The organism is Thauera sp. ZXT1-4 (assembly GCF_052598215.2).
Genome location: NZ_JBQWSN020000007.1, coordinates 125,632 through 151,769 on the forward strand (window position 1 = coordinate 125,632; position 26,138 = coordinate 151,769).

The 26,138-nt window shown below is 66.8% G+C and carries 26 protein-coding genes; 17 read left to right on the forward strand and 9 right to left on the reverse strand.

Translation table 11 applies throughout. From position 1 onward, the window contains the following. Nucleotides 1–53 precede the first annotated feature (53 nt). Nucleotides 54–968 (reverse strand): MerR family transcriptional regulator, encoded by a 915-nt coding sequence (locus ACUH78_RS08060; protein WP_418365130.1) that lies wholly within the window; start codon nucleotides 966–968, stop codon nucleotides 54–56. A gap of 125 nt (nucleotides 969–1,093) precedes the next feature. After that, on the reverse strand, nucleotides 1,094–2,776 hold the full coding sequence (locus ACUH78_RS08065; RefSeq protein WP_418365234.1) for a Na/Pi cotransporter family protein: 1,683 nt from the start codon (nucleotides 2,774–2,776) through the stop codon (nucleotides 1,094–1,096). 202 nt (nucleotides 2,777–2,978) lie between these two features. Between ACUH78_RS08065 and ACUH78_RS08070 the strand changes: the two genes are divergently transcribed. The 11 genes from ACUH78_RS08070 (at nucleotide 2,979) to ACUH78_RS08120 (ending at nucleotide 12,201) form a co-directional block, all read left to right on the forward strand. Then, nucleotides 2,979–3,218 (forward strand): hypothetical protein, encoded by a 240-nt coding sequence (locus ACUH78_RS08070; RefSeq protein ID WP_418365129.1) that lies wholly within the window; start codon nucleotides 2,979–2,981, stop codon nucleotides 3,216–3,218. Continuing rightward, nucleotides 3,215–4,021, forward strand: coding sequence for a GTP cyclohydrolase FolE2 (gene folE2 / locus ACUH78_RS08075; RefSeq protein WP_418365128.1), 807 nt, complete (start codon nucleotides 3,215–3,217; stop codon nucleotides 4,019–4,021). Before ACUH78_RS08070 ends, folE2 begins: the two co-directional genes overlap by 4 nt. 5 nt (nucleotides 4,022–4,026) lie before the next feature. Beyond that, nucleotides 4,027–5,400 (forward strand): NAD(P)/FAD-dependent oxidoreductase, encoded by a 1,374-nt coding sequence (locus ACUH78_RS08080; protein ID WP_418365127.1) that lies wholly within the window; start codon nucleotides 4,027–4,029, stop codon nucleotides 5,398–5,400. Nucleotides 5,401–5,486: 86 nt separating this feature from the next. Continuing rightward, complete coding sequence (locus ACUH78_RS08085) at nucleotides 5,487–6,245, forward strand: DUF1365 domain-containing protein (RefSeq protein ID WP_418365233.1); 759 nt, start codon at nucleotides 5,487–5,489, stop codon at nucleotides 6,243–6,245. Further along, a complete protein-coding gene (locus ACUH78_RS08090; RefSeq protein WP_418365126.1) occupies nucleotides 6,245–7,486 on the forward strand; it encodes a class I SAM-dependent methyltransferase in 1,242 nt (413 codons plus the stop codon). The genes ACUH78_RS08085 and ACUH78_RS08090 overlap by 1 nt, the downstream gene beginning before the upstream one ends. Beyond that, entirely contained in the window at nucleotides 7,486–8,034 is a 549-nt protein-coding gene (locus tag ACUH78_RS08095) for a chalcone isomerase family protein (RefSeq protein WP_418365125.1), read from the forward strand. The genes ACUH78_RS08090 and ACUH78_RS08095 overlap by 1 nt, the downstream gene beginning before the upstream one ends. Further along, nucleotides 8,031–9,521, forward strand: coding sequence for an MFS transporter (locus ACUH78_RS08100; protein WP_445333143.1), 1,491 nt, complete (start codon nucleotides 8,031–8,033; stop codon nucleotides 9,519–9,521). Before ACUH78_RS08095 ends, ACUH78_RS08100 begins: the two co-directional genes overlap by 4 nt. A gap of 11 nt (nucleotides 9,522–9,532) precedes the next feature. Continuing rightward, nucleotides 9,533–10,066, forward strand: coding sequence for a DUF3833 domain-containing protein (locus tag ACUH78_RS08105; RefSeq protein ID WP_445333142.1), 534 nt, complete (start codon nucleotides 9,533–9,535; stop codon nucleotides 10,064–10,066). Further along, the gene (locus ACUH78_RS08110) at nucleotides 10,063–10,977 is read left to right on the forward strand and encodes an SDR family NAD(P)-dependent oxidoreductase (protein WP_445333141.1); all 915 of its coding nucleotides are present in this window, start codon (nucleotides 10,063–10,065) and stop codon (nucleotides 10,975–10,977) included. Before ACUH78_RS08105 ends, ACUH78_RS08110 begins: the two co-directional genes overlap by 4 nt. Nucleotides 10,978–10,987: 10 nt before the next feature. After that, nucleotides 10,988–11,446 (forward strand): nuclear transport factor 2 family protein, encoded by a 459-nt coding sequence (locus ACUH78_RS08115; protein ID WP_445333140.1) that lies wholly within the window; start codon nucleotides 10,988–10,990, stop codon nucleotides 11,444–11,446. Nucleotides 11,447–11,598: 152 nt separating this feature from the next. Continuing rightward, nucleotides 11,599–12,201 carry an SCO family protein gene (locus tag ACUH78_RS08120; RefSeq protein ID WP_445333139.1) on the forward strand — a complete coding sequence of 201 codons (603 nt, stop codon included), beginning with the start codon at nucleotides 11,599–11,601 and terminating at the stop codon, nucleotides 12,199–12,201. A 70-nt stretch (nucleotides 12,202–12,271) separates the two neighbouring features. Here the strand turns inward: ACUH78_RS08120 and rpoH are convergent, their stop codons facing one another. The 5 genes from rpoH to ACUH78_RS08145 all read right to left on the reverse strand — a co-directional run bounded on the left by rpoH (nucleotide 12,272) and on the right by ACUH78_RS08145 (nucleotide 14,557). Then, a complete protein-coding gene (rpoH, locus tag ACUH78_RS08125) occupies nucleotides 12,272–13,123 on the reverse strand; it encodes an RNA polymerase sigma factor RpoH (protein ID WP_445333138.1) in 852 nt (283 codons plus the stop codon). A gap of 51 nt (nucleotides 13,124–13,174) precedes the next feature. Continuing rightward, nucleotides 13,175–13,615 (reverse strand): putative toxin-antitoxin system toxin component, PIN family, encoded by a 441-nt coding sequence (locus ACUH78_RS08130; protein ID WP_445333137.1) that lies wholly within the window; start codon nucleotides 13,613–13,615, stop codon nucleotides 13,175–13,177. After that, complete coding sequence (locus ACUH78_RS08135; protein WP_445333136.1) at nucleotides 13,608–13,856, reverse strand: type II toxin-antitoxin system Phd/YefM family antitoxin; 249 nt, start codon at nucleotides 13,854–13,856, stop codon at nucleotides 13,608–13,610. Before ACUH78_RS08135 ends, ACUH78_RS08130 begins: the two co-directional genes overlap by 8 nt. Nucleotides 13,857–13,961: 105 nt before the next feature. Continuing rightward, nucleotides 13,962–14,252 carry a type II toxin-antitoxin system RelE/ParE family toxin gene (locus ACUH78_RS08140; protein WP_445333135.1) on the reverse strand — a complete coding sequence of 97 codons (291 nt, stop codon included), beginning with the start codon at nucleotides 14,250–14,252 and terminating at the stop codon, nucleotides 13,962–13,964. Continuing rightward, the gene (locus ACUH78_RS08145; RefSeq protein WP_435751635.1) at nucleotides 14,249–14,557 is read right to left on the reverse strand and encodes a type II toxin-antitoxin system Phd/YefM family antitoxin; all 309 of its coding nucleotides are present in this window, start codon (nucleotides 14,555–14,557) and stop codon (nucleotides 14,249–14,251) included. The genes ACUH78_RS08140 and ACUH78_RS08145 overlap by 4 nt, the downstream gene beginning before the upstream one ends. Before the next feature lie 152 nt (nucleotides 14,558–14,709). On the opposite strand from ACUH78_RS08145, the gene ACUH78_RS08150 reads away from it, so the two are divergent. The 3 genes from ACUH78_RS08150 (at nucleotide 14,710) to ACUH78_RS08160 (ending at nucleotide 16,638) form a co-directional block, all read left to right on the forward strand. Further along, a complete protein-coding gene (locus ACUH78_RS08150; RefSeq protein ID WP_445333134.1) occupies nucleotides 14,710–14,940 on the forward strand; it encodes a type II toxin-antitoxin system Phd/YefM family antitoxin in 231 nt (76 codons plus the stop codon). After that, nucleotides 14,937–15,338 carry a type II toxin-antitoxin system VapC family toxin gene (locus ACUH78_RS08155; protein ID WP_445333133.1) on the forward strand — a complete coding sequence of 134 codons (402 nt, stop codon included), beginning with the start codon at nucleotides 14,937–14,939 and terminating at the stop codon, nucleotides 15,336–15,338. Before ACUH78_RS08150 ends, ACUH78_RS08155 begins: the two co-directional genes overlap by 4 nt. A 175-nt stretch (nucleotides 15,339–15,513) precedes the next feature. After that, a complete protein-coding gene (locus ACUH78_RS08160) occupies nucleotides 15,514–16,638 on the forward strand; it encodes a porin (RefSeq protein ID WP_445333132.1) in 1,125 nt (374 codons plus the stop codon). Nucleotides 16,639–16,734: 96 nt separating this feature from the next. Here ACUH78_RS08160 and ACUH78_RS08165 read toward each other — a convergent pair whose 3' ends face one another. After that, entirely contained in the window at nucleotides 16,735–16,923 is a 189-nt protein-coding gene (locus ACUH78_RS08165) for a DUF4160 domain-containing protein (RefSeq protein WP_445333131.1), read from the reverse strand. 290 nt (nucleotides 16,924–17,213) lie between these two features. Here ACUH78_RS08165 and ACUH78_RS08170 point away from each other — a divergent pair, with 290 nt between their 5' ends. The 3 genes from ACUH78_RS08170 to ACUH78_RS08180 all read left to right on the forward strand — a co-directional run bounded on the left by ACUH78_RS08170 (nucleotide 17,214) and on the right by ACUH78_RS08180 (nucleotide 24,529). Beyond that, nucleotides 17,214–18,083 (forward strand): REP-associated tyrosine transposase, encoded by an 870-nt coding sequence (locus ACUH78_RS08170; protein ID WP_445333130.1) that lies wholly within the window; start codon nucleotides 17,214–17,216, stop codon nucleotides 18,081–18,083. A 299-nt stretch (nucleotides 18,084–18,382) separates the two neighbouring features. Next, entirely contained in the window at nucleotides 18,383–23,065 is a 4,683-nt protein-coding gene (locus tag ACUH78_RS08175; RefSeq protein ID WP_445333129.1) for a glutamate synthase-related protein, read from the forward strand. Then, nucleotides 23,066–24,529: a glutamate synthase subunit beta gene (locus ACUH78_RS08180; RefSeq protein WP_445333128.1), complete on the forward strand. Its 1,464-nt coding sequence runs from the start codon at nucleotides 23,066–23,068 to the stop codon at nucleotides 24,527–24,529. A 96-nt stretch (nucleotides 24,530–24,625) separates the two neighbouring features. Here the strand turns inward: ACUH78_RS08180 and ACUH78_RS08185 are convergent, their stop codons facing one another. Further along, a complete protein-coding gene (locus ACUH78_RS08185) occupies nucleotides 24,626–26,128 on the reverse strand; it encodes an ABC transporter substrate-binding protein (RefSeq protein WP_418365412.1) in 1,503 nt (500 codons plus the stop codon). Nucleotides 26,129–26,138: the final 10 nt, after the last annotated feature.

Genomic DNA, 26,138 nt, shown 5'->3' on the forward strand with positions numbered 1-26,138 from the left:
GCGCGAATGAGCTGGACGGGATTGGTGGGACGGGCGGTTGCCCTGGCCGCCGATCAGGGGTGTCTCGTGCGCCAGTCCTGCAGGGCGGCCAGGGTGTCATCGAGGCCGCCTACCACCTGGATGCCCGGGAGTCGCTTCTGCTTGTCACGGACCGCCGCGCCACCAGCCCAGATGTCGAGTTCGGGCGGCAGCATCTCGCGCAGCGCGAGCAGGCCGTCGATCGCCTGGCGGGCGGGATAGGCGATGCTGAAGGACAGGCCGACGATGTCGAAGCCGCCACTCATGGCAGCGCTGCGGATGTCGGCGAGCGGGGTGCGGGTGCCGAGCGACAGGCAGCTGGCTCCTTCCGGCACGAGCATGGCTTCGGCCATCAGCAGGCCGAGCACGTGCTCCTCCTCGGGGAAGGTGGTCAGCAGCACCCGCGGTCGTCCGCCGTTGGCGGCATGGGTCCCAATTGCGCCGCGAAGCACGTTCTGCACCTGCTCGGTGAACAGATGCTCTTCGGCCACGTCGACCTCGCCGCGCATCCACGCCTCGCCCACCGCCGCGGCGAGCGGGGCGATGGTGTCGGCGACAAAGCGCTGCAGGCCCTGCTTCAACAGCGTCTGGCGCAGCGCGGCGGCGAGCTCGGCGCTGCGGTGAAGGCGCACCAGCTCGAGCAAGCCGTCGTCGCAACGGCCAGTGGCGCTCACGTTCGGGCACAGGCAGCCGTCGAGCATCTCGCTCAGCTCCTGGACGCTCGCGCCGACGATACCCGCCGGGCGCCGTCCGTGGTCGATCAGGCGTCGGATCAGGCGCAGCTTCTCGACCTGCTCGGTCGGATAGAGACGTTCTCCATTCGCATCGCGTGACGGGGCAGGAAAGCCGTACCGTCGTTCCCACACGCGCAGCGTGTCCTTGGCCAGGCCGGTGTCACGCTCGACGGCGGCGATACTGAAAGCGGCTTCGGGTTGGGTGGGGGCGTTCATCGAGGACGTGTTCAATTCGTTACAGGGAGCGATTGACCTGATCTTAGGCATCCGCCCCCAGTTTGTCCAGGACAAACTGGGTCAGGAAACGGGGCTGTCTCGCTGGGCGAAGGAGGGTGCCGGACTCATGCGCCTTCGTGCGCGGATTCCTGTTCCGCTGCGTCCTTGGCCTGCTGCGGGCTGAGATCGCCGTCCAGCACCGCCAGCATGCGTGCGGCCTTGGCCACCTGTTCGACGGCGCGCCGCTCCATGCTCGCCAGACGCAGCCAGTCCTGCATCGTGCCGATGTCGATGCGGGCATGCGCGCCGGCAAGCAGCAGTGCCTCCTTGAACGCCTGGTAGCGCGCTTCGGTTTCCTCCAGGCGCACCTCGACGGCCACCGCGCTGAAGTCGCCGCGTGCCGCGTCTGCGCCCGCGGCCAGGGTGGCGGTCGCCTGGCGGAAGGCGGCGGCAGCGTGCTCGAGTTCGGCATCGGGCGGCGCGCCCAGCGTGGTGGCCAGTGCGCAGGCCTGGCGCACGGCGAGCACTGCGCTCTCCTGGTACTGCAGTGCGCGCAGGCTGTGTGCGAGCCCCTCGACCAGTGCGGGCGGCAGGCGGCCTGCACTGAGCTTGCTCACGTAGCTCGAGATGGCTGGCGCAAGGGCATCGAGCGCACTCGCCTGGCGTTCGATCCAGGGCTCGTCCGGGGGCACGCGGGAGGCGGCGGTGAGCGCCGTCACGGCGAAGGACTGCGTGCGGCTGAGCTCGAGCCGCAGTGCGCGCAGGGCGAGGTCCGGCACCGCCAGCGAAGGGGCGTCGAGATGCCGGGGGCGGGCGATCTCTTCCTCGCGACTGCGGAAATGACCGGCAAGGAAGCGCTGCAGCGGGCGTGCCAGCGGCACCATCAGCAATACGCCCAGCAGGTTGAACGCGGAATGGAACATTGCCAACATCACCGCCGGCGTCGCCGGCTGCTCGAACCATTCCCGCAGCAGGCCGAGCAGGCTGATCAGCACCGGCAGCAGCGCGATCGCCACCGCGCCGGTAACGAGGTTGAAGATCACGTGGGTCGCGGCCAGGCGTCGTGCATTCGAGGTCGCGCCGAGCGCGGACAGGATGGCGGTGGAGGTTGTGCCGATGTTGGTGCCGATCACCATTGCGCAGGCGGCCTCGATCGACATCAGTCCGCCCTGTGCGGCGGTGATGATGATTGCGATCACGGCGCCCGAAGCCTGCATCAGCACCGTCAGCAAGGTACCGATGCCGACCAGCGTCAGCCAGCCGAGGACGCCCGGGCTGATGTGGTCCTGCAGGTTCATCTCCGCACCGAAGCCCGAGAACGTGTCCTTGAGCACGTCGATGCCCAGGAAGAGCACGCCGAAGCCCGCCAGGGCCTGGCCCAGCGCGCGCTGGCGCACGGTGCGCCCAGCCAGCATCGTCACTGCGCCGATGCCGACGAAGGGGAGGGCGAAGGCGTCGATCTTGAAGCTGAAGCCCAGCGCCGCCACCAGCCAGGCATTGAGGGTGGTACCCACGTTGGAGCCGAAGATCACCCACATCGCGTTCTGCAGCGACAGCAGACCGGTGTTGACGAAGCCGATGCTGGCCACCGTGACCGCGGTTGAGGACTGCACCAGCGCGGTCATCGTCATCCCCGCGCCCAGACCGCGAACAGGCGTGGCGGTGCCACGTTCGAGCAGGCCCTCGAGTGCACGGCCGGCCGCCAGCTTCAGGCCTTCGGTGAGCATGTGCATGCCAAGCAGGAACAGGCCGATGCCGCCGAGCAGGCCGGCAGAGATGGTGTAGGCGTCGATGTGGCTGGTGTCCAGGTTGGCCTCCGCTGGGCAATGATCGTTGTCACGGAAGCGTAATACCGCGGCGTCCGACCGGGGTGTGAATTATGCGCAACAGGGCGCAAACGCTTGTTTCATGTCTGGACAAAAAATCCAGTTTGTCCTGGACAAACGATTGACATGGAGAATGACTCGGTCTAAGGTGAGATCGTCATCAATTCTTGTCCAGGACATAGCTATGAGCGCAAATGTGTTGCGCCGGTGTGCAGGCTCCCTCGCCGCCGCCCTGCTCCTCGTGTCGGCCGCTTCGGCGTCCGCTCCGGTGGTCGAGCACGCGCCGCAGGCGGGCGCTGCGGTGGTGCAGGGCCCGACCGGTGCGGGGGCGTCCATGCCTGCCACGCTCGAACTGATGTTGCTGCTCCATCGTCCCGATCTGCCGCTCCGCCCCCATCCCGCCACGCAAGAGGTCAAACCATGAACGCCCCGGAAAAGTTCTTCCTGCCCGACGTCCAGTCCAGCGCCGACCATCGCGCGCTCGTCATCCAGCATGTGGGCGTGCGCGGCCTGCGCTACCCGATGTCGATTCGCGATGTAGACGCCAGCGTGCAGCACACCGTCGCCACGCTGGAGATGACCGTGGGGCTGCCGGCCGACGTGAAGGGTACGCACATGTCGCGTTTCGTCGAGTTGCTCGAGGCGGAGCGCGAAGCGCTCGACCTCGACGGCATGCGCACGCTGTTCGCCGGCATGCTGGAGCGGCTCGAGGCTTCCAGTGGCCGCATCGAGGCGCGCTTCCCCTGGTTCATGAAGAAGACCGCGCCGGTTTCGGGCGTGGACAGCCTGCTCGACATGGACGCCCGGATGGTGGTCGAGAAACCCGAAGGCGGCGAGGTGCGCACCACGCTCGAGGCGGTGGTGCCGGTCACCAGCCTGTGCCCGTGTTCGAAGAAGATCTCGGACTACGGTGCGCACAACCAGCGCTCGCACATCACGATCTCGGCCACGCTGCGTGGCGACCTTGGCCTGCGCGAACTGGTGCGCATGGCCGAGGAAGAAGCCTCGTGCGAGGTCTTTGGCTTGCTCAAGCGCCCGGACGAGAAGTGGGTCACCGAGCGTGCCTACGACAATCCCAAGTTCGTCGAGGATCTGGTGCGCGACATCGCGCTGCGCCTGCGTGGCGATGCCCGCGTGGCCTCGTGGCGGGTGCAGTCCGAGAACTTCGAGTCGATCCACAACCATTCCGCCTACGCCCTGATCGAGGGCGAGAACGCGCCGGAGTAAACGCCATGAAGATGGGCGAGATTGACCGCCTGCAAGCGGCGCAGCGGGGGGCACACGCCGGGGGGCGGCGGGTGGCGGTGATCGGCGGCGGCATCGCCGGGCTGTCCACGGCCTGGCTGCTCGCGTCGCACGAGCACGTCACCCTGTTCGAGGCGGGCAGCTACGTTGGCGGCCACACCAACACCATCGACGTGACGATCGACGGCCTCACCCATCCGGTCGACACCGGCTTCCTGGTGTTCAACCGCCGCACCTACCCCAACCTGTGTGCGCTGTTTGCGATGCTCGGCGTGGAGGCGGTCGAAACCGAGATGAGCTTCGGCGTCAGCCTCGCCGAGCCCGAGATCGAATGGGCCGGCACCGACCTCGCCAGCGTATTCGCCCAACGCGCCAACCTGGTGCGTCCGGCCTTTCTCTCCATGCTGCGCGACATCCTGCGCTTCAACCGCGAGACCACCCGCATGGCGACGGAGGGCACGATGCCGGCGCTGTCGCTGGGCGAATACCTCGATGCCGAGGCCTACTCGCAGGCCTTCCGCGACTGGTATCTGTTGCCCATGGCCGCAGCGATCTGGTCCTGCCCGACGCGCACCATGCTGGCGTACCCGCTCGCGACCTTCGTGCAGTTCTGCCATAACCATGGGCTGCTGCAGATCCTGGACCGCCCGACCTGGCGCACGGTGAAGGGCGGAGGGCGGACCTACGTGCGGCGCATGCTTGCCAATCTGCCCGACGTGCGCGTGAACGCGCCGGTGCGCAAGGTGGTGCGCGGCGCCGAAGGGGTGTGGGTGCACACTGCGGACGGCCCCGAACGTTTCGACGAGGTGGTGTTCGCGTGCCACAGCGACCAGGCGCTGGCCATTCTCGATGGTGAGGCGAGCGCGGACGAACGCCGCATCCTCGGCGCCGTGCGCTATCAGGCGAACGTCGCGTATCTGCATACCGACACCGCGCTGCTGCCGCGGCGCCCCAAGGTGTGGTCGGCGTGGAACTACCTCGCCGGCGCCGGCGCGCCCGATGCGCGCCCGGTCTCGGTGAGCTACCTGATCAACCGCCTGCAGCCGCTGCCTTTCGACACGCCGGTGGTGGTGTCGCTGAACCCCTTCACCGAGCCCGCGGCGGACAAGACCTTCCGCCGCATCGAATACGCGCATCCTGTCTTCGACCACGCCGCGATCGACGCTCAGGCTGCGCTGTCCGCGATCCAGGGGCGCGACCGCTGCTGGTTCGCCGGGGCCTGGACCGGCTACGGCTTCCACGAGGATGGCCTCAAGTCGGCCATCGCGGTGGTGGAGGCGATGGGCGTGGATGTGCCGTGGCGGCGTGGCCGCGTGCCGGCGCAGGGTTTGACGGGCGTGGCGTGCGAGGTGACTGCGTGATGGGGGGCACCCGTCCGCGGGACGCACTGCGGCCCGCGGTTTCCGCCCCCGACTGCGGCAATGTGGCGCTCGAGACGGCCTCTGCGCTGCGTCCCGTGGTCTGCTTCGGTGCGGTCATGCACGAACGCCACGTGCAGGCGCACAACCGCTTCGTCTACCCGACGGCCTTTCTGCGTCTTCCGCTTGGCCGCCTCGACGCCTTGCGTGTGCCGCTGTTGGGCATCGAGCGTGCCCGCCCGATCAGCTTCCGCCGTCGCGACCATGGCGCACGCGATGGCTCGCCCCTGCTGCCATGGATTCGCGCCTTGCTGAGCGAGCGCGGGCTGGACCGGGTGTGCGACGGCGAGATCGTGCTGCAGACCATGCCGCGGATCTTCGGCTTCGTCTTCAACCCGGTGAGCTTCTGGTTCTGCCACGACGGCGAGGGTGCGCTGCGCGCCGTGCTGGCCGAGGTGAACAACACCTTCGGCGAGCGTCACAACTACCTGGTGCATCACCCCGACTTGCACCCGATCGCCTCCGGCGACGAACTGCGCGCCAGCAAACGCTTTCATGTCTCGCCCTTCTTCCCGGTGCGCGGTGAATACCGCTTCCGTTTCGAACGGCTCGGCACGGTGCATGCGGTGTCGATCGAGCTCTGGGACGGCGGGCAGCGTCAGCTGTCCACCCGCCTGTCGGGCCGCGCCGAGGCCATCACCGGGCGCAGCATGGCGAAGTGGCTTGCGCGCCAGCCGTTCATGACCCTGGGCGTCGTCGCCCGCATCCACTGGCAGGCGTTGCGCCTGGCCCTGCGCCGGGTGAGCTTCTTCCGCAAGCCCGCGCCGCCGATCGAGGAGATCTCCTGATGAACGCACTCGACCACGCCCTGCAGCCGCTTGCCGGCCTGCGCCTTGCGCGCCTGCCGCGTGCGACCCGGCTGTGCCTGGAGATGCTCGACCGCCTCGACGGTGGCGCGCTCGCGGTGGAACTGCCCGACGGCGTGCGCGTGCGCGCAGGCCGTGGCCCGCTCGTGGCGCACCTGCGTGTGCGCGACCACGCGGTGTTCGACGAGGCGCTCGCGCGCGGCGACATCGGCTTCGGCGAGGCCTGGATGGACGGCCTGTGGGACACCGAGGACCTCACCGGCCTCTTGCGCCTGCTGTCGGCCAACCGCACCCGCCTGCAGGGCGCGATCTACGGCCGCATGTTCCGCCTGCTGAGCCACCGCCTGCAGCACCTGCTGCGCGCCAACACGCGCAGCGGCTCGCGGCGCAACATCGAGGCCCACTACGACCTCGGCAACGACTTCTACGCGCTCTGGCTCGACCCGACCATGACTTACTCGGCGGCGGTGTTCGCCTCGCCGGACGAGTCGCTGGCCGACGCGCAGCTGCGCAAGTACCGCCGCATCCTCGGCGAGCTCGGCGCCCGGCCCGGGCAGACGATTCTGGAAGTGGGCTGCGGCTGGGGCGGCTTCGCCGAGGTCGCCGCCACCGAGTTCGGCTGCAAGGTGCTCGGCATTACGCTGTCGCCCTCGCAGCTCGCGTTCGCACGCGCGCGCGCGGAGCGTGGCGGCTTTGCCGACAAGGTGGATTTCGAGCTCTGCGACTATCGCGACGTGCGCGGCAAGTATGACCACATCGTCTCCATCGAGATGATCGAGGCGGTGGGCGAGCGCTTCTGGCCCACCTACTTCGCCCAGCTCTCCGCGCTGTTGAAGCCGGGCGGGCGCTGCGTGGTGCAGGCGATCACCATCGACGATGCGCTGTTCACGCGCTACCGCCGCGGCACCGACTTCATCCAGCGCCACGTCTTCCCCGGCGGCATGCTACCCAGCCCGGGCGCGGTGGCGCAGCAGGCGCAGCGCGTGGGGCTGGACGTGGTGGGCGATTTCGCCTTCGGCCGCGACTACGCGCGCACGCTGGCGCACTGGCACCGCGCCTTCGAGGCGCAATCCACCGCGGTGCGCGCCCAGGGCTTTCCCGAGCGTTTCCTGCGCATGTGGCGCTTCTATCTGTCTTACTGCGAAGCGGGCTTCGAGACCGGCGACATCGACGTGCATCACTACGTGTTCGCGCACGCCGGACAAGGGCCGGGAGCGCGGTGATGCTGCGCGCACCGGCTGTGCTCGTTGCGCTGATGCTGGCACTGGGTGCAGCGGTTCCGGCCGCCGCGGTCGGCCTGCCTGCGGCGGTGCAGGCGGTCGCTGCGCCGCTGGAGCGCATCGGCGAGGGCGAGATGCGCTGGCTCGGCTTCAAGCTCTATGACGCCGCGCTGTGGGCGGGTGCGCGCGGCGAGGCGGCGGTCGAGGGCGAGCATGTGCTGTCGATCCGCTACGCGCGTGCGATCAGCGGCGAGCGGCTGGTGAGCGTCAGTGTTGACGAAATGCGCCGCCTCGGTTTCACCGACGAAGTCCGGCTCGCGCGCTGGCGCGAGGCGCTTGCCGACGCGCTGCCCTCGGTGGCCGCTGGCGACACCCTTGCAGCGCTGCACCGGCCGGGAGAGGGGGCTCGGTTCTGGCATCAGGGCCGGCCCAGCGGCGAGATCGACGACCCCGAACTGGCGCACGCCTTCTTCGCCATCTGGCTCGATCCGCGCACGCGTGAGCCGCAACTGCGCGCGCAGTTGCTCGGGCTGGCGAAAGCCGCGCGATGAACCCCCCGGCCGGGCGTGCCGCCGGAGGCGCGGTGCCGCGACAGTCCCTCGTTGCTTACGGCGCGCTCGGCCTGCCGCTTGCCTTCGCCGCGCTGCCGATCTACGTCCATGTACCCCGCCTGTATGCGGAGGGGGTAGGCCTGTCGCTCGCGCTGGTGGGCGCGGTATTGCTCGCCGCGCGTATCGTCGATGCGGTCACCGACCCCCTCATCGGCTGGGCCAACGACCGGCTGCCGCGGCGCCGGCTGTGGGTGGCGCTCGCCTTGCCGGCACTTGCGCTGGGCATGCTCGGCCTGCTGATTCCGCCCGAAGGGGCAGGCGCGCTGTGGCTGTTCGCGTTGCTGGTCGGGGTGTCGCTAGCCTACTCGGTGGCGACCATCGCCTATAACGCATGGGGGGCCGAGGTCGCCGATACGCCGGATGCGCGCACCCGCTTCGTCGCCAGCCGCGAAGCCTTTGCGCTCGTGGGCGTGGTGCTGGCGGCGGCGCTGCCCGGGGTGCTCGCGGCGGGCGCCGGTGAGGCGGCCGGGCTCGCGCGCCTGGCCTGGGTGTTCCTGCCGCTGCTCGCCGGTTTCGGGTTGTGGACCTTGCTGCGTGCGCCCGTCCCGTCGCCTCGTCCGGGCCGCGCGGCCCCGGTCTGGCGCGGGCTGATCGCGGTGCTGCGCGCGCCGGCCTTCGCCTGCCTGCTCGCGGTGTTCGCGGCCAATGGCATCGCTGCGGCGATTCCCTCGGCCACGGTGCTGTTCTTCGTCGCTGACGTGCTGCAGGCCGAATCGCTTGCGGGCGGCTTTCTCGCGCTGTACTTCTTCGCAGCGGCGGCGAGCCTGCCGCTGTGGGTGAGGGTGTCGCGCCGCGTCGGCAAGCTGCGCGCCTGGCTCGCCGGCATGGTGCTGGCGGTGGCTGTGTTCGCGTGGGCAGGTCTACTGGGCAGCGGGGATGTGTTCGCCTACGCGCTGATCTGTGTGCTGTCGGGTGTGGCGCTGGGCGCTGACCTGAGCCTTCCGCCGTCCCTCCTCGCCGACCTGATTGCGCGCAGCCATGGGCGAGCAGCCCTGCCCGTGGTCGCGCCAGTCGGTACCGGCGCAGAGGGCGAGGGGGCAGGAGCGGCCTGCGGGGCTGTAGAGGAAGGGAAGGACGGGCGGGGCGGGGCGCACGCGACATGCGGCGTACAGGGCCAGGCGGACACGCGGTGCGAGTCGCTGCCGGCGGGCGCCTGCTTCGGCTGGTGGAACTTCGTCACCAAGGCCAACCTGGCGCTCGCGGCCGGCCTGGCGCTCCCGCTGCTCGCGCTGCTCGGCTACGCGCCGGGTGCGCGCGACGCTGCGGCGGTGTCGGCGCTGGCCGGGGTGTATGGCTTTGCGCCGCTGGCGCTCAAGCTCGGGGCCATCGTGCTGCTGTGGCGGTGGCGGCATGCGATCGAGCCGGGGTATTCGCAGGCAGGCCCGTTCCCACCGTTGCGGCGAGCGACTGCAGATGAGCTTGAATGAGGAGAAGGCGAATGAAACGTTTCTGGTTGATCTTGGTGGCCGTGTTCGGCCTGTGGGGGTGCAGCAGCGTGAATGTGGATCACTATCGTGCGGAGCAGCCGGTGCTCGAGCTGCGCGACTACTTCGACGGCACGCTCGACGCCTGGGGCATGTTCCAGGACCGCTCGGGCAAGGTGGTCAAGCGCTTCCATGTCGTCATCGAGGCGAGTTGGCAGGGTGCGGTCGGCACGCTCGATGAGCGCTTCACCTATTCCGACGGCAGCACGCAGCGCCGTGTGTGGATCCTCACCCGCCTCGGCGAAGGGCGCTACACCGGCCGCGCGGACGACGTGGTCGGCGAGGCCAGCGGCGAGGCCGCGGGCAACGCGCTGCGCTGGCGCTACGTGCTGGCGCTGCCGGTGGACGGCAAGGTCTACAACGTCGACTTCGACGATTGGATGTTCCTGATGGACGACAAGGTCATGCTCAACCGCTCGGTGATGAGCAAGTTCGGCTTCCGGCTGGGCGAGGTCACGCTGAGCTTCGTCAAGCGGGCGCCGCAATGAGCCAAGGCGCGGGCGTGCTGCAGCGCCTGTTCGGCCCGCTCAACACACCGATTCGCGACTGGGCTGGCAGACGGGTGTGGATCGTCGGCGCCTCGACGGGCATTGGCGAGGCACTCGCGCTCGCGCTCGCGCGCCGTGGCGCCCGCCTGGCACTGTCGGCGCGCGGCGCGGTCAAGCTGCGTGCTGTGTGCGCGGCCTGCGACGCTGCGCGTGCGCTGGCCAACACCATCTCTCCTGCCCACGCCGTGAGCGCCACCGCGCCCTCCAGTACCGCTCCCACAATGCTGCGGCCGGAGCTTGCGGCGGATCGCAGTCTCGCTCTGGCGCTGGACCTCACCGACGCTGACACCTTCGCCCGCGTCCGCGACGACATCCTTGCCCACTGGGGCGGCATCGACCTTGTCGTGTTCAACGCCGGCACCTACCGCCCGCTGCGCGCCTGGGAGCTGACCGCCGACGCCGTACGCGAAACCCTCGACGTCAACCTCTTCGGCACCATGAGCGGCGTCGCCGCCGTACTGCCGACCCTGCTCGCGCAGGGCAATGGGGCGCTCGCGCTGGTGGGAAGCGTCGCGGGCTACGGCGGACTGCCGAAGGCGGCGGTGTATGGCCCGTCCAAGGCTGCGCTGATCAACTTCGCCGAGGTGCTGCACCTCGACCTCGCCCCGCGCGGCATAGACGTTTTCCTGATCGACCCCGGCTTCGTCGCCACGCCGCTCACCGCGCAGAACGACTTCGCCATGCCGGCGCTGCAGACGCCGGCGCAGGCGGCCGACGCGATCGTAGAAGGCTTCGCACGCGGCGACTTCGAGATCCACTTCCCGAAGCGCTTCACCCGCGTGCTGAAGCTGCTGCAGTGGCTGCCGCGACGGATGTACTTCCCGCTCGTGCGCCGCGCGACCGGGCTTTGAGGAGGCATCGATGAGCGATGAGGCTGCCGTGCCTGACCGGGGTGCGAATCCGAGTTCTGCGCGCCGCCTGGCCGACTTCTATGAAACCTTGACGCCCGCCAGCCTCGCCACGCTCGACCAGTACTACGCGCCCGATGCCCGCTTCAAGGATCCCTTCAACGAGGTCGCCGGCGTCCCCGCCATCCGCCGCATCTTCGAGCACATGTTCGCCACCACCGAGTCGCCGCGCTTCGTGGTCACCGACCGTATCGAGCAGGGCGCCCAGGCCATGCTCGGGTGGGCGTTTCACTTCCGCCTGCGCGGGCGCGCGCTCACGGTGCGGGGCGTTACGCACCTGCGCTTCGACGCCGAAGGCCGGGTGACGCTGCACCGCGACTACTGGGATGCCGCCGAGGAGCTGTACGAGAAGCTGCCGCTGCTCGGGGGGGCGATGCGGGTGATCAAGCGCAGGCTGAGTGCGAGCGGCTGACTGGCCCCATGCATGCGCGAGGGAGCGGGGCGCTCGTTCGGATGCATGCTTCGCATCCGTCTCCTGCGGCGATCGGTCACGGAGCTGCTGACCCGATCCCGGCAAGGGGATTATCATGGAGCGCTGATAGAACACCGCACACAGGTTCGCGCATGCTTTCAATCCCTCGCACCGTCGCCCGTCTCGTCGCCGCCCCGCTGCTCGCCATCGGCCTGCTCGCCGGCTGCACCCCTTCCGAGCCCGTCTTCAAGAGCACCGACATCACCGGCGCCGAGTACGGCAAGCGCTTCGCGCTCACCGATCACAACGGCCAGGCGCGCACGCTCGCCGACTTCAAGGGCAAGGTCGTCACGATCTTCTTCGGCTATACGCAATGCCCCGACGTGTGCCCCACCGCGCTGTCGGGCATGAGCGCGGTCATGGAGGCGCTGGGCCCCGATGCCGACCGCGTGCAGGTGATCTTCGTCACCGTCGACCCCGAGCGCGACACGCCCGAGCTGCTCGCCGAGTACGTCCCGCTGTTCGACAAGCGCTTCCTCGGCATGTACGGCCCCGCCGACAAGATCGCCGAGATCGCCAAGGATTTCCGTGTGTTCTACCGCAAGAGCGGTGACGTCGATGGCCACTACACCATCGATCACTCGGCCGGCACCTACGCCTTCGGCCCGGACGGCCGGCTGCGCCTGTACATGAAGCACGCCGAAGACCCGCAGGTGATGGCGGCGGATATCAAGGCGCTGCTGGCGGGGAAGTGAGGCCTGTCAGCGGGTAAACGAATAATGGCAGCGATTGCTGCCATTATTGTCCGGGCTCCGTGAGGGCGCTTCACACCACTGCCGCCAGCAGCCCCCGCATCTTCTGCATCGCCTTGGCTTCGATCTGGCGGATGCGCTCGGCCGATACGCCGTATTCGGCGGCCAACTCGTGCAGCGTGGCGCTGTCGCCCTCGGCGAGCCAGCGGCGCTGGACGATCGCGCGGCTGCGGTCGTCGAGGCTCGCGAGCGCGTCGCGCAGGCCGGTGTCCTGCAGGTGGGCAAGCTCGGCTTGCTCTACCAGCGCTGACGGTTCGGCGTGCGGGTCGGGCAGGTAGGCGATCGGGGCGAAGCGCTCGTCCTCGTCGTCGCTTCCGGCGTCGAGCGGAATGTCGCGGCCAGTGAGGCGGGTTTCCATCTCGACCACTTCCTCGGGCTTCACGCCGAGCTGGGTGGCGATCGACTGCACCTCGGCGGGCTGCAGCGTGGTGCTGTCCGTTTTCATGCCGCGCAGGTTGAAGAACAGCTTGCGCTGCGCCTTGGTGGTGGCGATCTTCACCAGGCGCCAGTTCTTCAGGATGTATTCGTGAATCTCGGCCTTGATCCAGTGGATCGCGAACGACACCAACCGCACACCGCGGCTCGGGTCGAAGCGCTTGACCGCTTTCATCAGCCCAATGTTGCCTTCCTGGATCAGGTCGGCGTGGGGCAGGCCGTAGCCGAGATAGCCGCGCGCGATCGACACGACCACACGCAGATGCGACATCACCAGTTGCCGCGCCGCATTCACGTCACCTTCGTCGCGCAGGCGCGTCGCCAGTTCCACCTCCTGCTGCTCGCTCAGCATCGGCATGCGATTCACGCTCTGGATGTACTGATCCAGGCTGCCAGTGGCGGGGACGGGAAAGGTCAGGGCGTGTGACATGGGCTTGGGTCCTCCTTGCGCCTCAATATTAGCACTCGGGGCGTGAGAGTGCTAAGGGACAGGCGGAGTTCCGGGAAGGCTCCGCGTCGAGACGAAGTCGGCTGGCGTCAGGATGGGAATGCCGTGCCATGGGTTCAGCACAAGCAGATCCTTGTCCCCACTGATGATTGCCGCCGCTTCGCCCGCGACCGCAAGCTCCAGGAATTTGTCGTCGCGCGGATCGCGGCAAACCGCCACCCTGCGAATGATCGGCACGATCTGCATGACGCCGCCGAGCAGACGGATGAAGTCGCGGCGGTCTTCTCGAGATACATACGGGTCGAACTTGGGCCGTGCCAGCACTTCGGCGAGCTCGGCCAGGGTTTCCTCCGAGCCGAGCAGATTGCCATGGGCGAGCGCCTGATCGACCGCCCGGGCGGGGGGGCTGCGCGGTGCCAGCAAGCGGCTGACGAGAACGTTCGTGTCGACGACGAAACGCAGGAATTCAGTCATCGGCGAGCAATTCGGCGAGCTTGCCCTCGGTCAGCCCCGCCGCTGCCGCCTTGTCGCCGACCGCGTCGCAAAAGCGCTGGAACTCGGCGACGTTGAGTCGTGTGAGGCGCTCGTACTCCTTCATCGACAGAACGACCGCGACATCGCGCTTCTGGCGGCGGATCACGACCGGTTCGTGCGCGGCCAGGTCAAGCACGCCGGCCAGCCCTTGCTTTGCTTCGGTGGCGGATACGGTGCGCATGGTGGCGACTCCTGTTCGTTTTGGTGAGATTGAATTGTATGTTTTGTACAAGTTGTACGCAATTGCCGAGCTGCGGCGTGCTGCCGGCGGGCTTGGCCAAGCACGTCAGCGCCGCGCAGGAAATTCCCGTGCGGTATGAACGACGTTGAGCACGATCACCGAGTCATCCGTCACTTTCACGAAGGCAATGTAGGGCAGTCGGCGAACGACGAGCTCACGTGCCCCCGGGATTCGCGTACTTGCCCGAATACGCTCCGGGAAGACGCGCAAGGCTTCGATATCGGCAACGATGCGCGAATGGACGGCTTCCGCAGTCAGGGGGCCTGCCTCCGAGTGGTAATAAACAAGGATCTCCTCAAGGTCGTCCAGCGCCTCGCCAGTCCAGAGGATGTTCATGCACGACGATTCCGTGCTGCCACCCGCTCGCGTAGCAGCGCCATGGCTTCGTCGTGGGCATGTAGCGTGGTCTGGCCCGCATCTATGCGTTCGAGCGTCGCCGTGACCTTCTCGAAGAGCCAGCCGTCGTAACCGGGTGTCTTGTCGAGCAGGAATTCGGGCAACAGCGTGTCTGCTGCGTCCTCGATCGACACCATGATGCCGACAGGGCGATCGTTCTTGGTGATGACGACCGGCTCCCGGCGCGATGCATCGAGGAATTCGCCGAACCGGTTCTTTGCTTCGCGTGCGGTCATGACTTTCATGACGAGTGTCCTGAGTAGTGTCGAGATAGATCCATAGTAGCTACTTTAGGCGGCGCGGCAAGCGTCTGTGTCAGCGGGGGTCGATTGCGCTTGATCGCAAAAGCAACCATGGTCATGATCATGGTCATGTCGATTGACCAAGGAACGCAACCATGCAAACCATTCAAGCTTCCGAATTCAAGGCCCGCTGCCTCGCCCTGATGGACCAAGTGGCGGCCTCCGGCGAGATCCTCGTCGTCACCAAGAACGGCAAGCCGGTCGCCGAGCTGCACCCCTATCAGGGCGCGCGCGCATCGTCGCCTTTCGGGCTGCATCCGGGCGTGCGCATTCTCGGTGACATCGTGGCGCCGGTCGCCGACGAGGACTGGGAGGCCTTGTCGTGATCGTGCTCGACACCCACGCGCTCATCTGGATGGATGCCGACGATGCCGCGCTCGGGCCGCAGGCGCGTGTGCGCATCGAGCAGGCCTGGCGCGCGGGCGAGGTCGCGGTGAGCGCGATCAGCTTCTGGGAATGCGCGATGCTTGTAGAGAAGGGCCGCATCGTCCTGCCGCTTGCTGTTGAAAGCTGGCGGGCAGGCCTGCTGGGCGCGGGGCTGGTCGAGATTGCGCTCGATGGACGCATCGTGCTGGCGGCGGCAGGGTTCGCGGATCTGCATCGCGACCCGGCAGACCGCTTCATCGCCGCCTCCGCGAGCATTCGCAACGCCACGCTGGTGACGGCGGACGAGAAGCTGCTGGCATGGAACTCGGCCCTGCCGCGGCTCGACGCGCGGCACTGATCGGGTCGTTCTGTTGCACGCCTGCAACAACAAAGCCCGGAATGTGGTGTTTTAGCGCTCCCGTGCTTGCATGCCCGTCGGCAGATTTGCAGAATCGGGTCCGACTTCTCGCCAGAGAGGTGAGTAGGGCCGAGGCAGGTGCCGCGGTCTCAACTTCAAATTTGAGGAGAAACACATGCAGAAGAAACTGATCGCGCTGGCTGTTGCTGGCCTGGTTTCGGCTCCGGCCTTCGCTCAGTCCAACGTCACCATCTACGGTCGTGTGGACATGGGTTACACCAACTTCGGTTCGTCGAAGGATGGCGTCAACGTCAGCAGCCGCAACGGTATCGACAGCGGCGTGAAGGATCCCAGCTTCATCGGTTTCCGCGGTGTGGAAGAGTTGGGCAACGGCCTTAAGGCTGGTTTCGACCTGCAGCAGCGTATCAACCCGGAGAATGGCGAGTATTACAGCAGCGGCGCTTCGGCTCGCGACAACATCCTGTTCCTGTCGGGTGGTTTCGGCACCGTGGCCGCTGGCCGCATGACCACGCCGCAAGAGAAGCTGCTGGGTTCGATCGATCCGTTTGCTAGCGCCAACACGGTTGCTGGTTACGGTGAGGGCTACACCCGTGGCGCTCAGCTGATTACTGGCGGTGCCACCACTCGTCTGGACAACACCGTTGCCTACGTTTCGCCGAGCTTCTCGGGTCTGACCGTGACCGTTGCTTACACTTGGGACGCTCTGGGTCAAGAGTCGAACGGCAACGAGGGTACCTTCGCTCCGCTTGACCCGAGCGCTCCGACCGATGCAGAGATTCTTGCTGGCGTCGATGCTCAAGTGTGGGCGGTCTCGCCTGTCTATAAGAACGGCCCGCTCACCCTGGGTGCTAACTACCACAAGGTCGAACTGAAGTCCTCCAACGCGGTTCTCAACAGCATTGAGGAAACGGTTTGGGATCTCGCTGCTGCCTATGACTTCGGTGTTGTGAAGCTGTCTGCCGCTTACGGTCAAGACAAGATCGAAGGCGACGGCGACTCTGCTAAGGTCAAGCAGTGGTTCGTCGGCGCCTCGGCTCCGATTGGTGCCGCTGGTGCGGTTCAGCTGGTCTACGGTCAAGCTGAACTTGACGAGTCGGGTGTCGATGCTGAGATCGACCGTTGGGCGGTGGGCTACACCCACGCTCTGTCGAAGCGCACGACTGCCTACGCTATGTATGGTCAGCTTGACCTTGGCAACGACGCTGACCTGATCGGCTTTACCGGCTACAAGAGCGCTTACGAGCGTGGCCTGGGCCTCGGCGTGCAGCACCGCTTCTAATCTGTCCTCTCGACAGGTTTGAAAGTAAAAACGGGAGCTTCGGCTCCCGTTTTTTCGTGCACGCTCACCACATCAACCGTCGCGTTACACGACGCTTTAGCGCAGTGGGTCGAGCTTGAAGAACTCGCCCGACAGCCTGCCTGCGTGCCAGTTCGCCATCAGCTCTTCCTTGTGTAGCTCGATCCACGCATTCACCAGCATCTGCTTGTTGCGCGGCAGCTCGCCGAAGATGGGCTTGTTGGCCGCAATGTCGAAACCTGAGCGCTTTGGGGTCAGGTCTTTCATTTGCTCACGAGCGGTCCGTGGATGCGTGCGGGGTGTTCCTGAAGAGGCGAGGACTGTCCGAGTCGAGCGTAGCGACGACGAGTTCCGCAGCCTCGGAAGGAACACCCCGTGCGCGTCCTTTGCCGAGGCGCTCGAGCGGCGCGGGTTTGCATGCCTCCCAAGCCTCCGCGAGGCTCCGGCATCAGGAAGGGCTTTCATTTGCTCATCCCGCGCTGATAGATGCATGACGGGCTTGCGGGCGGTAAATGGCATACGCATAATTCGAGCTCTCCTTTCATTGGATGGGCATCATGGCGCGGCCGTTGCGAATCGAGCTTGCGGGCGGTGTGTACCACGTGACCTCGCGCGGCGATCGGCGCGAGATGATCTATGGTGACGATGCCGACCGGCGGACGTGGGTTGATCTCTTCGGTGAGGTCTGCGATCGCTTCAACTGGCGCTGTCATGCGTGGTGCCAGATGGGCAACCACTACCATCTCGTCGTGGAGACCGCCGAAGCGAACCTCTCACGCGGCATGCGGCAGCTGAACGGGGTCTACACGCAGGCGGTCAATCGCCGCCATGGTCGTGTCGGGCACGTTTTCCAGGGGCGCTACAAGGCCATTCTCGTGGAGGCGGACGCCTACCTCGTAGAGCTTGCCCGATATGTCGTGCTCAATCCGGTGCGCGCTGGCTTGTGCAAGGAGGCGGCGGAGTGGCCGTGGAGCAGCCATCGCGCGCTGCTCGGCCGGGTTGAGCCGCCATCCTGGTTGGCGACGGACTGGGTTCTGGGTCAGTTCGGCGAGACCCGCGCCCGCGCCGTTGGGCGTTACGAAGACTTCGTGCGCGCCGGCGTCGGGCTGCCGCCGATCTGGCAGGCACTGAATGCGCAGATCTACCTGGGGAGCGAGGACTTTGCCGGTCGCATGGCGAGCAGGTTCGCCGACGACGAAGGCTTGAGCGAGGTACCTCGTCTGCAGCGTCGCCCACAAAGCCTGGCGCTCGAGGCCTACGTCGAGCGGAACTCTTCACGAGACGGTGCGATCCTCGAGGCGGCGGATTCCGGTGCGTTCACCTACGCACAACTCGCACAGTTCTTCGGCCTGCATTACAGCTCGATCAGTCGGATCGTAGCCAAGGGCCGTTCGGCCCGGCAGCTTCGGCGGGCTGTGAGCAAATGAAAGACCTGACCCCGATGCCGCACTGCAAAAAACTGTTGAGTCTGCAGGCCTTTGAGGGGTATAGTTTTTTTCGACGGCAACGAGCCGGGCCAGTGTGTCCAAATTGGTGCATGCAGGTCTCGAGTGCTTGAGTTTTTATGCCAAATCGTTGCCTTTGCACCAGCATGGTGCATGTCGCAAAGCCGGTGCGCGTGCGCCCGGCTTTTTTGTGCGCGTTCGGTTTGTCGGCGCTTGCACTCCGCAAGCCCCCGGTCCGGCCCCTGTGCGCGTGATCTTGCGTGTCGTTTGAGGAACAGAAGATGGATCAGCCCCAAAAGCAGGGTCTTTACGACCCCGCCAATGAACACGATGCCTGTGGCGTGGGTTTCATCGCCCACATCAAGGGCGAGAAACGTCATGACATCATTCTCCAGGGCCTCGAGATCCTGAAGAACCTTGACCACCGTGGTGCGGTCGGCGCCGACCCGCTGCAGGGCGACGGTGCGGGCATCCTGATCCAGATCCCCGATCAGCTGTACCGAGAGGCGATGGCGAAGCAGGGCGTGAGCCTGCCGCTGCCGGGCGAGTACGGCGTCGGCATGGTTTTCATGCCCAAGGAAGCCGCCTCGCGCCTCGCCTGTGAGCAGGAGATTGAGCGTGCGGTCGTGGCCGAAGGTCAGGTCGTCCTGGGCTGGCGCGATGTGCCGGTCAATCGTGACATGCCGATGTCGCCGACGGTGAAGGCCATGGAGCCGGTGATCCGCCAGATCTTCATCGGCCGCGGCCCCGATGTCATGGTCACCGAGGCGCTCGAGCGCAAGCTCTACGTTGTGCGCCGCCGTTCGGCCAACGCCATCGGCGCGCTCAAGCTCAAGCACGCCAAGGAGTTCTACATGGTGTCGTGCTCCGCGCGCACCGTGAACTACAAGGGCCTGCTGCTCGCGAATCAGGTCGGCGAGTACTACCCCGATCTGCTCGACCCGCGCGCAGTGTCGGCGCTGTCCTTGGTGCACCAGCGCTTCTCGACCAATACCTTCCCGAAGTGGAACCTCGCCCACCCGTTCCGCTACATCGCGCACAACGGCGAGATCAACACCCTGCGCGGCAACTACAACTGGATGCGCGCGCGCGAAAAGGGCGTGCATTCGCCGCTGTTGGGCGACGATCTGCAGAAGATCTGGCCGCTGATCTACCCCGGCCAGTCCGACTCGGCCTCCTTCGACAACGCGCTCGAACTGCTGGTGATGAGCGGTTACTCGCTCGCCCACGCGATGATGATGATGATCCCGGAGGCCTGGGAGTCGCACACGCAGATGGACGAGAAGCGTCGCGCTTTCTACGAATACCATGCGGCGATGATGGAGCCCTGGGATGGCCCCGCAGCGGTGGCCTTCACCGACGGCCGCCAGATTGGCGCCACGCTCGACCGTAACGGCCTGCGCCCTGCGCGCTATCTGGTCACCGATGACGACCTCGTGGTGATGGCCTCCGAGTCGGGCGTGCTGCCGATTCCCGACAGCAAGATCGTCAAGAAGTGGCGCCTGCAGCCGGGCAAGATGTTCCTGATCGACATGGAGCAGGGCCGCATCATCGGTGACCGTGAACTCAAGGAGTCGCTCGCGCACGCCAAGCCGTATGCCGACTGGCTGCGCCGCATCAACATCAAGCTCGATACGCTCGATGCGCCGGCCATCCTCGACGCGGCCGCCGCTGCCGAACGCGTCGCGCCGCTGCTGGACCGCCAGCAGGCCTTCGGCTACACGCAGGAGGACATCAAGTTCATCCTCGAGCCGATGGGCAAGGCGGGCGAGGAAGCGACCGGCTCGATGGGCAACGATTCGCCGCTGGCGGTGCTGTCCTCCAAGAACAAGCCGATCTACAACTACTTCCGCCAGCTCTTCGCGCAGGTCACCAATCCTCCGATCGACCCGATCCGCGAGCAGATGGTGATGTCGCTGGTGTCCTTCATCGGGCCCAAGCCCAACCTGCTCGAGATCAACGAGATCAACCCGCCGTTCCGCCTCGAGGTGAGCCAGCCGGTGCTCGATTTCGAGGGCATGGCCAAGATCCGCAACATCGCGCGCTACACGCAGGACAAGTTCCGCTCGGCCGAGCTGGACATCTGCTATCCGGCCGCATGGGGCAACGAGGGGGTCGAGGCGCGCCTGGCCTCGTTGTGCGCCGACGCCGAGAACGCGGTGCTGGGCGGCATCAACATCCTGATCGTCTCGGACCGCAAGCTCGCTGCCGACCGCATCGCCATCCCTGCTCTGCTGGCGCTGTCGGCCATCCACCAGCACCTGGTGGAGAAGGGCCTGCGCACCCGTACCGGTCTGGTGGTCGAAACCGGCTCGGCGCGCGAGGTGCATCACTTCGCGGTGCTCGCCGGCTACGGCGCCGAGGCGGTGCACCCCTACCTCGCGCTCGAGACTCTGCAACATCTCGCCGGCGACGAGGAAACCGCGGCGAAGTACGTCAAGCACTTCGTCAAGGCGATCGGCAAGGGGCTGATGAAGGTCATGTCCAAGATGGGTATCTCGACCTACATGTCGTACACCGGCGCGCAGATCTTCGAGGCCGTCGGCCTCAAGCAGGCGCTGCTCGACAAGTACTTCACCGGTACCACCAGCCAAGTGGAGGGCATTGGCCTGTTCGAGGTGATGGAAGAGTCGATCCGCCTGCACAAGGCTGCGTTCAGCGCCGATCCGGTGCTGCACGACATGCTCGACGCCGGCGGTGAGTACGCCTTCCGCATCCGCGGCGAAGAGCACATGTGGACGCCGGACGCGATCGCCAAGCTGCAGCATGCGACGCGCTCGGGCAAGGCGGAGACCTACAAGGAATACGCCAAGATCATCAACGACCAGGGCCGGCGCCACATGACGCTGCGTGGCCTGTTCGAGCTCAAGGCCGCCGAGACCCCGGTGCCGCTGGACGAGGTCGAGCCCGCCAAGGAGATCGTCAAGCGCTTCGCCACTGGCGCGATGTCGCTCGGCTCGATCTCCACCGAGGCGCACACCACGCTGGCGGTGGCGATGAACCGCATCGGCGGCAAGTCGAACACGGGCGAGGGCGGGGAAGATCCGATGCGCTTCAAGCCGCTCACCGAGGCGATCAAGCTGTCGCAGATCATCGGCGAGAAGCGCATCGCGCGCGACCTGGAGCTGAACGCGGGCGACTCGCTGCGCTCGGCGATCAAGCAGGTGGCCTCGGGCCGCTTCGGTGTCACCACCGAGTACCTGGTCAACGCCGACCAGATCCAGATCAAGATGGCCCAGGGTGCCAAGCCTGGCGAGGGCGGCCAGCTGCCCGGCCACAAGGTGTCGGAATACATCGGCTTCCTGCGCCACTCGGTGCCGGGCGTCGGCCTCATCTCGCCGCCGCCGCACCACGACATCTACTCGATCGAAGACCTGGCACAGCTGATCCACGACCTCAAGAACACCAACCCGGTGGCGAGCATCTCGGTGAAGCTGGTGTCCGAGATCGGCATCGGCACGGTGGCCGCGGGCGTGGCCAAGGCCAAGGCCGACCATATCGTGGTCGCCGGCCATGACGGCGGCACAGGTGCCTCGCCGTGGAGCTCGATCAAGCACGCGGGGTCGCCGTGGGAGCTCGGCCTCGCCGAGACCCAGCAGACCCTGGTGCTGAACCGCCTGCGCTCGCGCGTGCGCCTGCAGGTCGACGGCCAGATCAAGACCGGCCGCGACGTGGTCATCGGCGCGCTGCTCGGCGCCGATGAGTTCGGCTTCGCCACTGCGCCGCTGGTCGTCGAGGGCTGCATCATGATGCGCAAGTGCCACCTCAACACCTGCCCGGTCGGCGTCGCCACCCAGGATCCGGTGCTGCGTGCGCGCTTCGCCGGCCAGCCCGAGCACGTGGTCAACTACTTCTTCTTCGTCGCCGAGGAAGTGCGCGAGCTGATGGCGCAACTGGGCGTGCGCAGCTTCGACGAGCTGATCGGCCGCGCCGACTTGCTCGACATGAAGAAGGGCATCGCGCACTGGAAGGCGCAGGGCCTGGACTACTCGCGCATTTTCTACCTGCCGAACGTGCCGGTGGAGGTGCCGCGCCTGCACACCGAGACCCAGGATCACGGGCTCGACAAGGCGCTCGACAAGCAGCTCATCGCGCTTGCTGCGCCTGCGCTGGAGAAGGGCGAGAAGGTCAACATCGACCTCCCGGTACGCAACATCAACCGTACCGTGGGCGCGATGCTGTCGGGCCAGGTGGCGGCGCGCTACGGCCATGCCGGACTGCCTTCCGATACCCTCCACATCCGCCTCAACGGCACCGCCGGCCAGAGTTTCGGCGCTTTCCTGGCGCGTGGCGTCACGCTGGAGCTGGTGGGCGAGGGCAACGACTACGTGGGCAAGGGTTTGTCGGGTGGGCGCATCGTCGTGCGTCCGAAGGCCGAGTTCCGCGGCGATACGGGCACCAACATCATCGTCGGCAACACCGTGCTCTATGGAGCGACCGAGGGCGAGGTGTACTTCGCCGGCGTCGCGGGCGAGCGTTTCGCGGTGCGCAACTCGGGTGCCACCGCGGTGGTGGAAGGTGTGGGAGACCATGGCTGCGAGTACATGACGGGCGGCACCGTGGTCGTGCTCGGCGAAACCGGGCGCAACTTCGCCGCCGGCATGTCGGGTGGCGTGGCCTACGTGCTGGACGAGGACGGCAGCTTCGAGCAGCGCTGCAACATGGCGCAGGTCGCGCTCGAGCCGCTGCCCGACGAGATCGCCGCGCGCAAGGGCTCGGAGTCGGGCGACGAGCTCGAATCCCACGGGCGTGTCGACATCGACCACCTGACCATGGGCGACGAGCTCATCCTCAAGGGCCTGATCGAACGCCACGTCCGCTTCGCCGGCAGCGTGCGCGCACGCGAGATCCTGAACAACTGGGGCGTCTGGCGGAAGAAGTTCGTCAAGGTGTTCCCGCACGAGTACCGCCGCGCGCTGGCCGAGATGGCGCAGCAGCGCGAAGCAGAGAAGGAGGCCGCATAAATGGGCAAGCCCACTGGATTTCTGGAGCATCAGCGTCTGTCCGAGGCCTATGAGCCGGTCGACAAGCGCCTGAAGACCTACAAGGAGTTCGTCGTTCGCCTGACCGACGAGCAGGCGTCCATCCAGGGCGCGCGCTGCATGGACTGCGGCATCCCGTTCTGCAACAACGGTTGCCCGGTCAACAACATCATTCCGGACTGGAACGACCTCGTGTACCGCGGCCACTGGCGCGAAGCGATTGAGGTTCTGCACTCGACCAACAACTTCCCCGAGTTCACCGGTCGCATCTGCCCGGCGCCCTGCGAGGCGGCGTGCACGCTGAACATCAACACCGACGCGGTGGGCATCAAGTCGATCGAGCATGCGATCATCGACAAGGCCTGGGAAGAGGGCTGGGTCGTGCCCCAGCCGGCGGATGAGAAGACGGGCAGGAAGGTCGCCGTCGTCGGCTCCGGCCCGGCGGGCCTGGCCGCCGCGCAGCAACTGGCGCGTGCCGGCCACGACGTCACCGTGTTCGAGAAGAACGACCGCATCGGCGGCCTGCTGCGCTACGGCATCCCCGACTTCAAGATGGAGAAGGGGTTGATCGACCGCCGTGTCGAGCAGATGCAGGCCGAAGGCGTGCGCTTCCGCACCGGCGTGCTGGTGGCGGCCAAGGACATGCCCGCAGGTATCGTCAATGACGCCAAGGAAGTGATCAGCGCCGAGCAGCTGCAGCGGGACTTCGACGCCGTCGTGCTCGCGGGTGGCGCCGAAGTGCCGCGCGACCTGCCGGTGCCGGGCCGCGAGCTCGGTGGCGTGCATTTCGCGCTCGAGTTCCTGATCCCGCAGAACAAGCAGGTCGCCGGCGACAAGCCCAACCCGATCTCGGCCAAAGGCAAGCACGTGGTCGTGATCGGTGGCGGCGACACCGGCTCGGACTGCGTGGGCACCTCCAACCGTCACGGCGCGGCGAGCGTGACCCAGTTCGAACTGATGCCGATGCCGCCCGAGCGGGAGAACAAGCCGCTGGTGTGGCCGTACTGGCCGACCAAGCTGCGCACCTCGTCCTCGCACGAGGAAGGCTGCGAGCGCGACTTCGCCGTCGCCACCAAGGAGTTCATCGGCAAGAACGGCAAGGTCAAGGCGCTCAAGGCCTGTCGCCTGGAGTGGAAGGACGGCAAGATGTCCGAGGTGCCGGGCTCGGAGTTCGAGATCAAGGCCGACCTGGTGCTGTTCGCGATGGGTTTCACCCAGCCTGTGGGCGGCGTGCTCGAGGCCTTCGGGGTCGACAAGGACGCGCGCGGCAACGCCAGGGCGACCACCGACGGCGAGGGCTGCTACATCACCAACGTGCCCAAGGTGTTCGCCGCCGGCGACATGCGCCGCGGGCAGTCGCTGGTCGTCTGGGCGATCAGGGAAGGTCGCCAGTGCGCGCGCGCGGTCGATGCGTTCCTGATGGGGGAGAGCCTGCTGCCGCGCTGACGGTGGTGAGTCGTGCCTGACGAGGTGCGTCGCGGGGTGGCCCGTGGCGCGCCTCGTTCCGTTTCGGGGGGCTGGCGTTGATCCAGGCCCCCGATCTCAGCGCCATCGCAGGGCAGCGAGGTCGTGCACGTAAATGGGGTAGTTCACCCACAAACCCTCCAGGCCCTTGCGCGCCACGGTCGATATCTGGGGTGCGTAGAGCCAGGCGTTCACCGCATCGTCCGCCAGCTTGCGCTGGATGTCGGCGAGCAGCCGATTGCGCTGGCGCGGGTGGTCGGCGTCGCGGTGGGCGGTGGCCAGGGCGCGGAACTCGGCGCTGTCGTATCCGAAGTAGTAGGACGGGTCGGAATAGATGTCGTAGTCGAGGGGCTCGACGTGGTTGATCAGCGTCAGTTCGAAGTCGCCGGTGAAGGGGCCCGCCAGCCACTCGGCCCAGCTCACGTGCTTGGCTACGACCTCGATACCGACTGCGGATAGCTGCTGCGCCACGATCTGGCCGCCGTCCCGCGCGTAGGGCGTCGGCGGTAGGCTCAGCTGCAGTTGCAGCCCGCGCTCGAAGCCCGCCTCCCGCAGCAGCGCGCGGCTGTGCTCGGGGTCGAAGGGGTAGCGGTCGGCCAGGTGCAGGTAGCCGCTCTCTGTGGGTGAGAAGTGGCTGCCGATCGCGCTGCCGCGGCCGTTCAGCACCTGGTGGATCAGGGCCGCACGATCGATGGCGTGGTTGATCGCCCGGCGCACACGCAGGTCGGCCAGTGGCGGATGACGATTGTTCATGGCCAGCAAGGCTTTGCTGCTTGAGCCCCCGATCAGCACCTGGTAGCGCTCGTTGAGGCGATTGCGCAGCACCGTACGGGTGGCGAAATTGAAGAACACGTCCACTTCCGCAGGCAGCTCGGCATCCTCCACGAAGGAATTCACGAAGCGAAACACGGCACGCTGCAATGGGACAGCCTCGGCATTGCGGTAGCCGGGCCATTTCACCAGGGTGATGGAGTGTCCCTTGTCCCAGCGCTCGAAGCGGAAGGGGCCGGTGCCGACCGGGGTGTCGGACGCTTGCCCGGCGCTCGCCGGGTGCAGGATCACCGCCGGACTCTCGCCGAGGCGGTACAGCAGGTGTGGGTCTCGATGGAGCAGCGTAAGCGTGACGGTCAGTGGGTCAGGGGTGTCGATGCGCTCGATGTTGTCGAACAGTTTGGTGCGTGATTTGTTGCCCGAGCCGGGCGCCTTGGCGCGCTCGAACGAGAAGCGCACTGCGGCCGAATCCAGAGGCTGGCCGTCATGGAAGCGGACGTCCGGGCGTAGCCGGAAGGTGTAGCTGCGGCCGTCGGCCGAGGCCTGCCAGGATTCGGCCAGCAAAGGTGAGGTCTCCCCGTTTTCCTCGATCTTCACGAGCCCCTCGAGCACGTTGTAGTGCACGACCTCGCCGATCGCCGCAGCGGCAGCACTGGTTGGATCGAGCGAATTCGGCTCGAGCGTGATCCCGAACACGACATGATCCTTCGCGCTCGCGTAGGCTGGCGCGTACGCGAAGCCGACAAGGCAGCCGATCAGCAGGCAGCGCGAGACTGTCTGCCATACTGCGCAAGCGATGGAAGCGCGCATATGTTCTCCT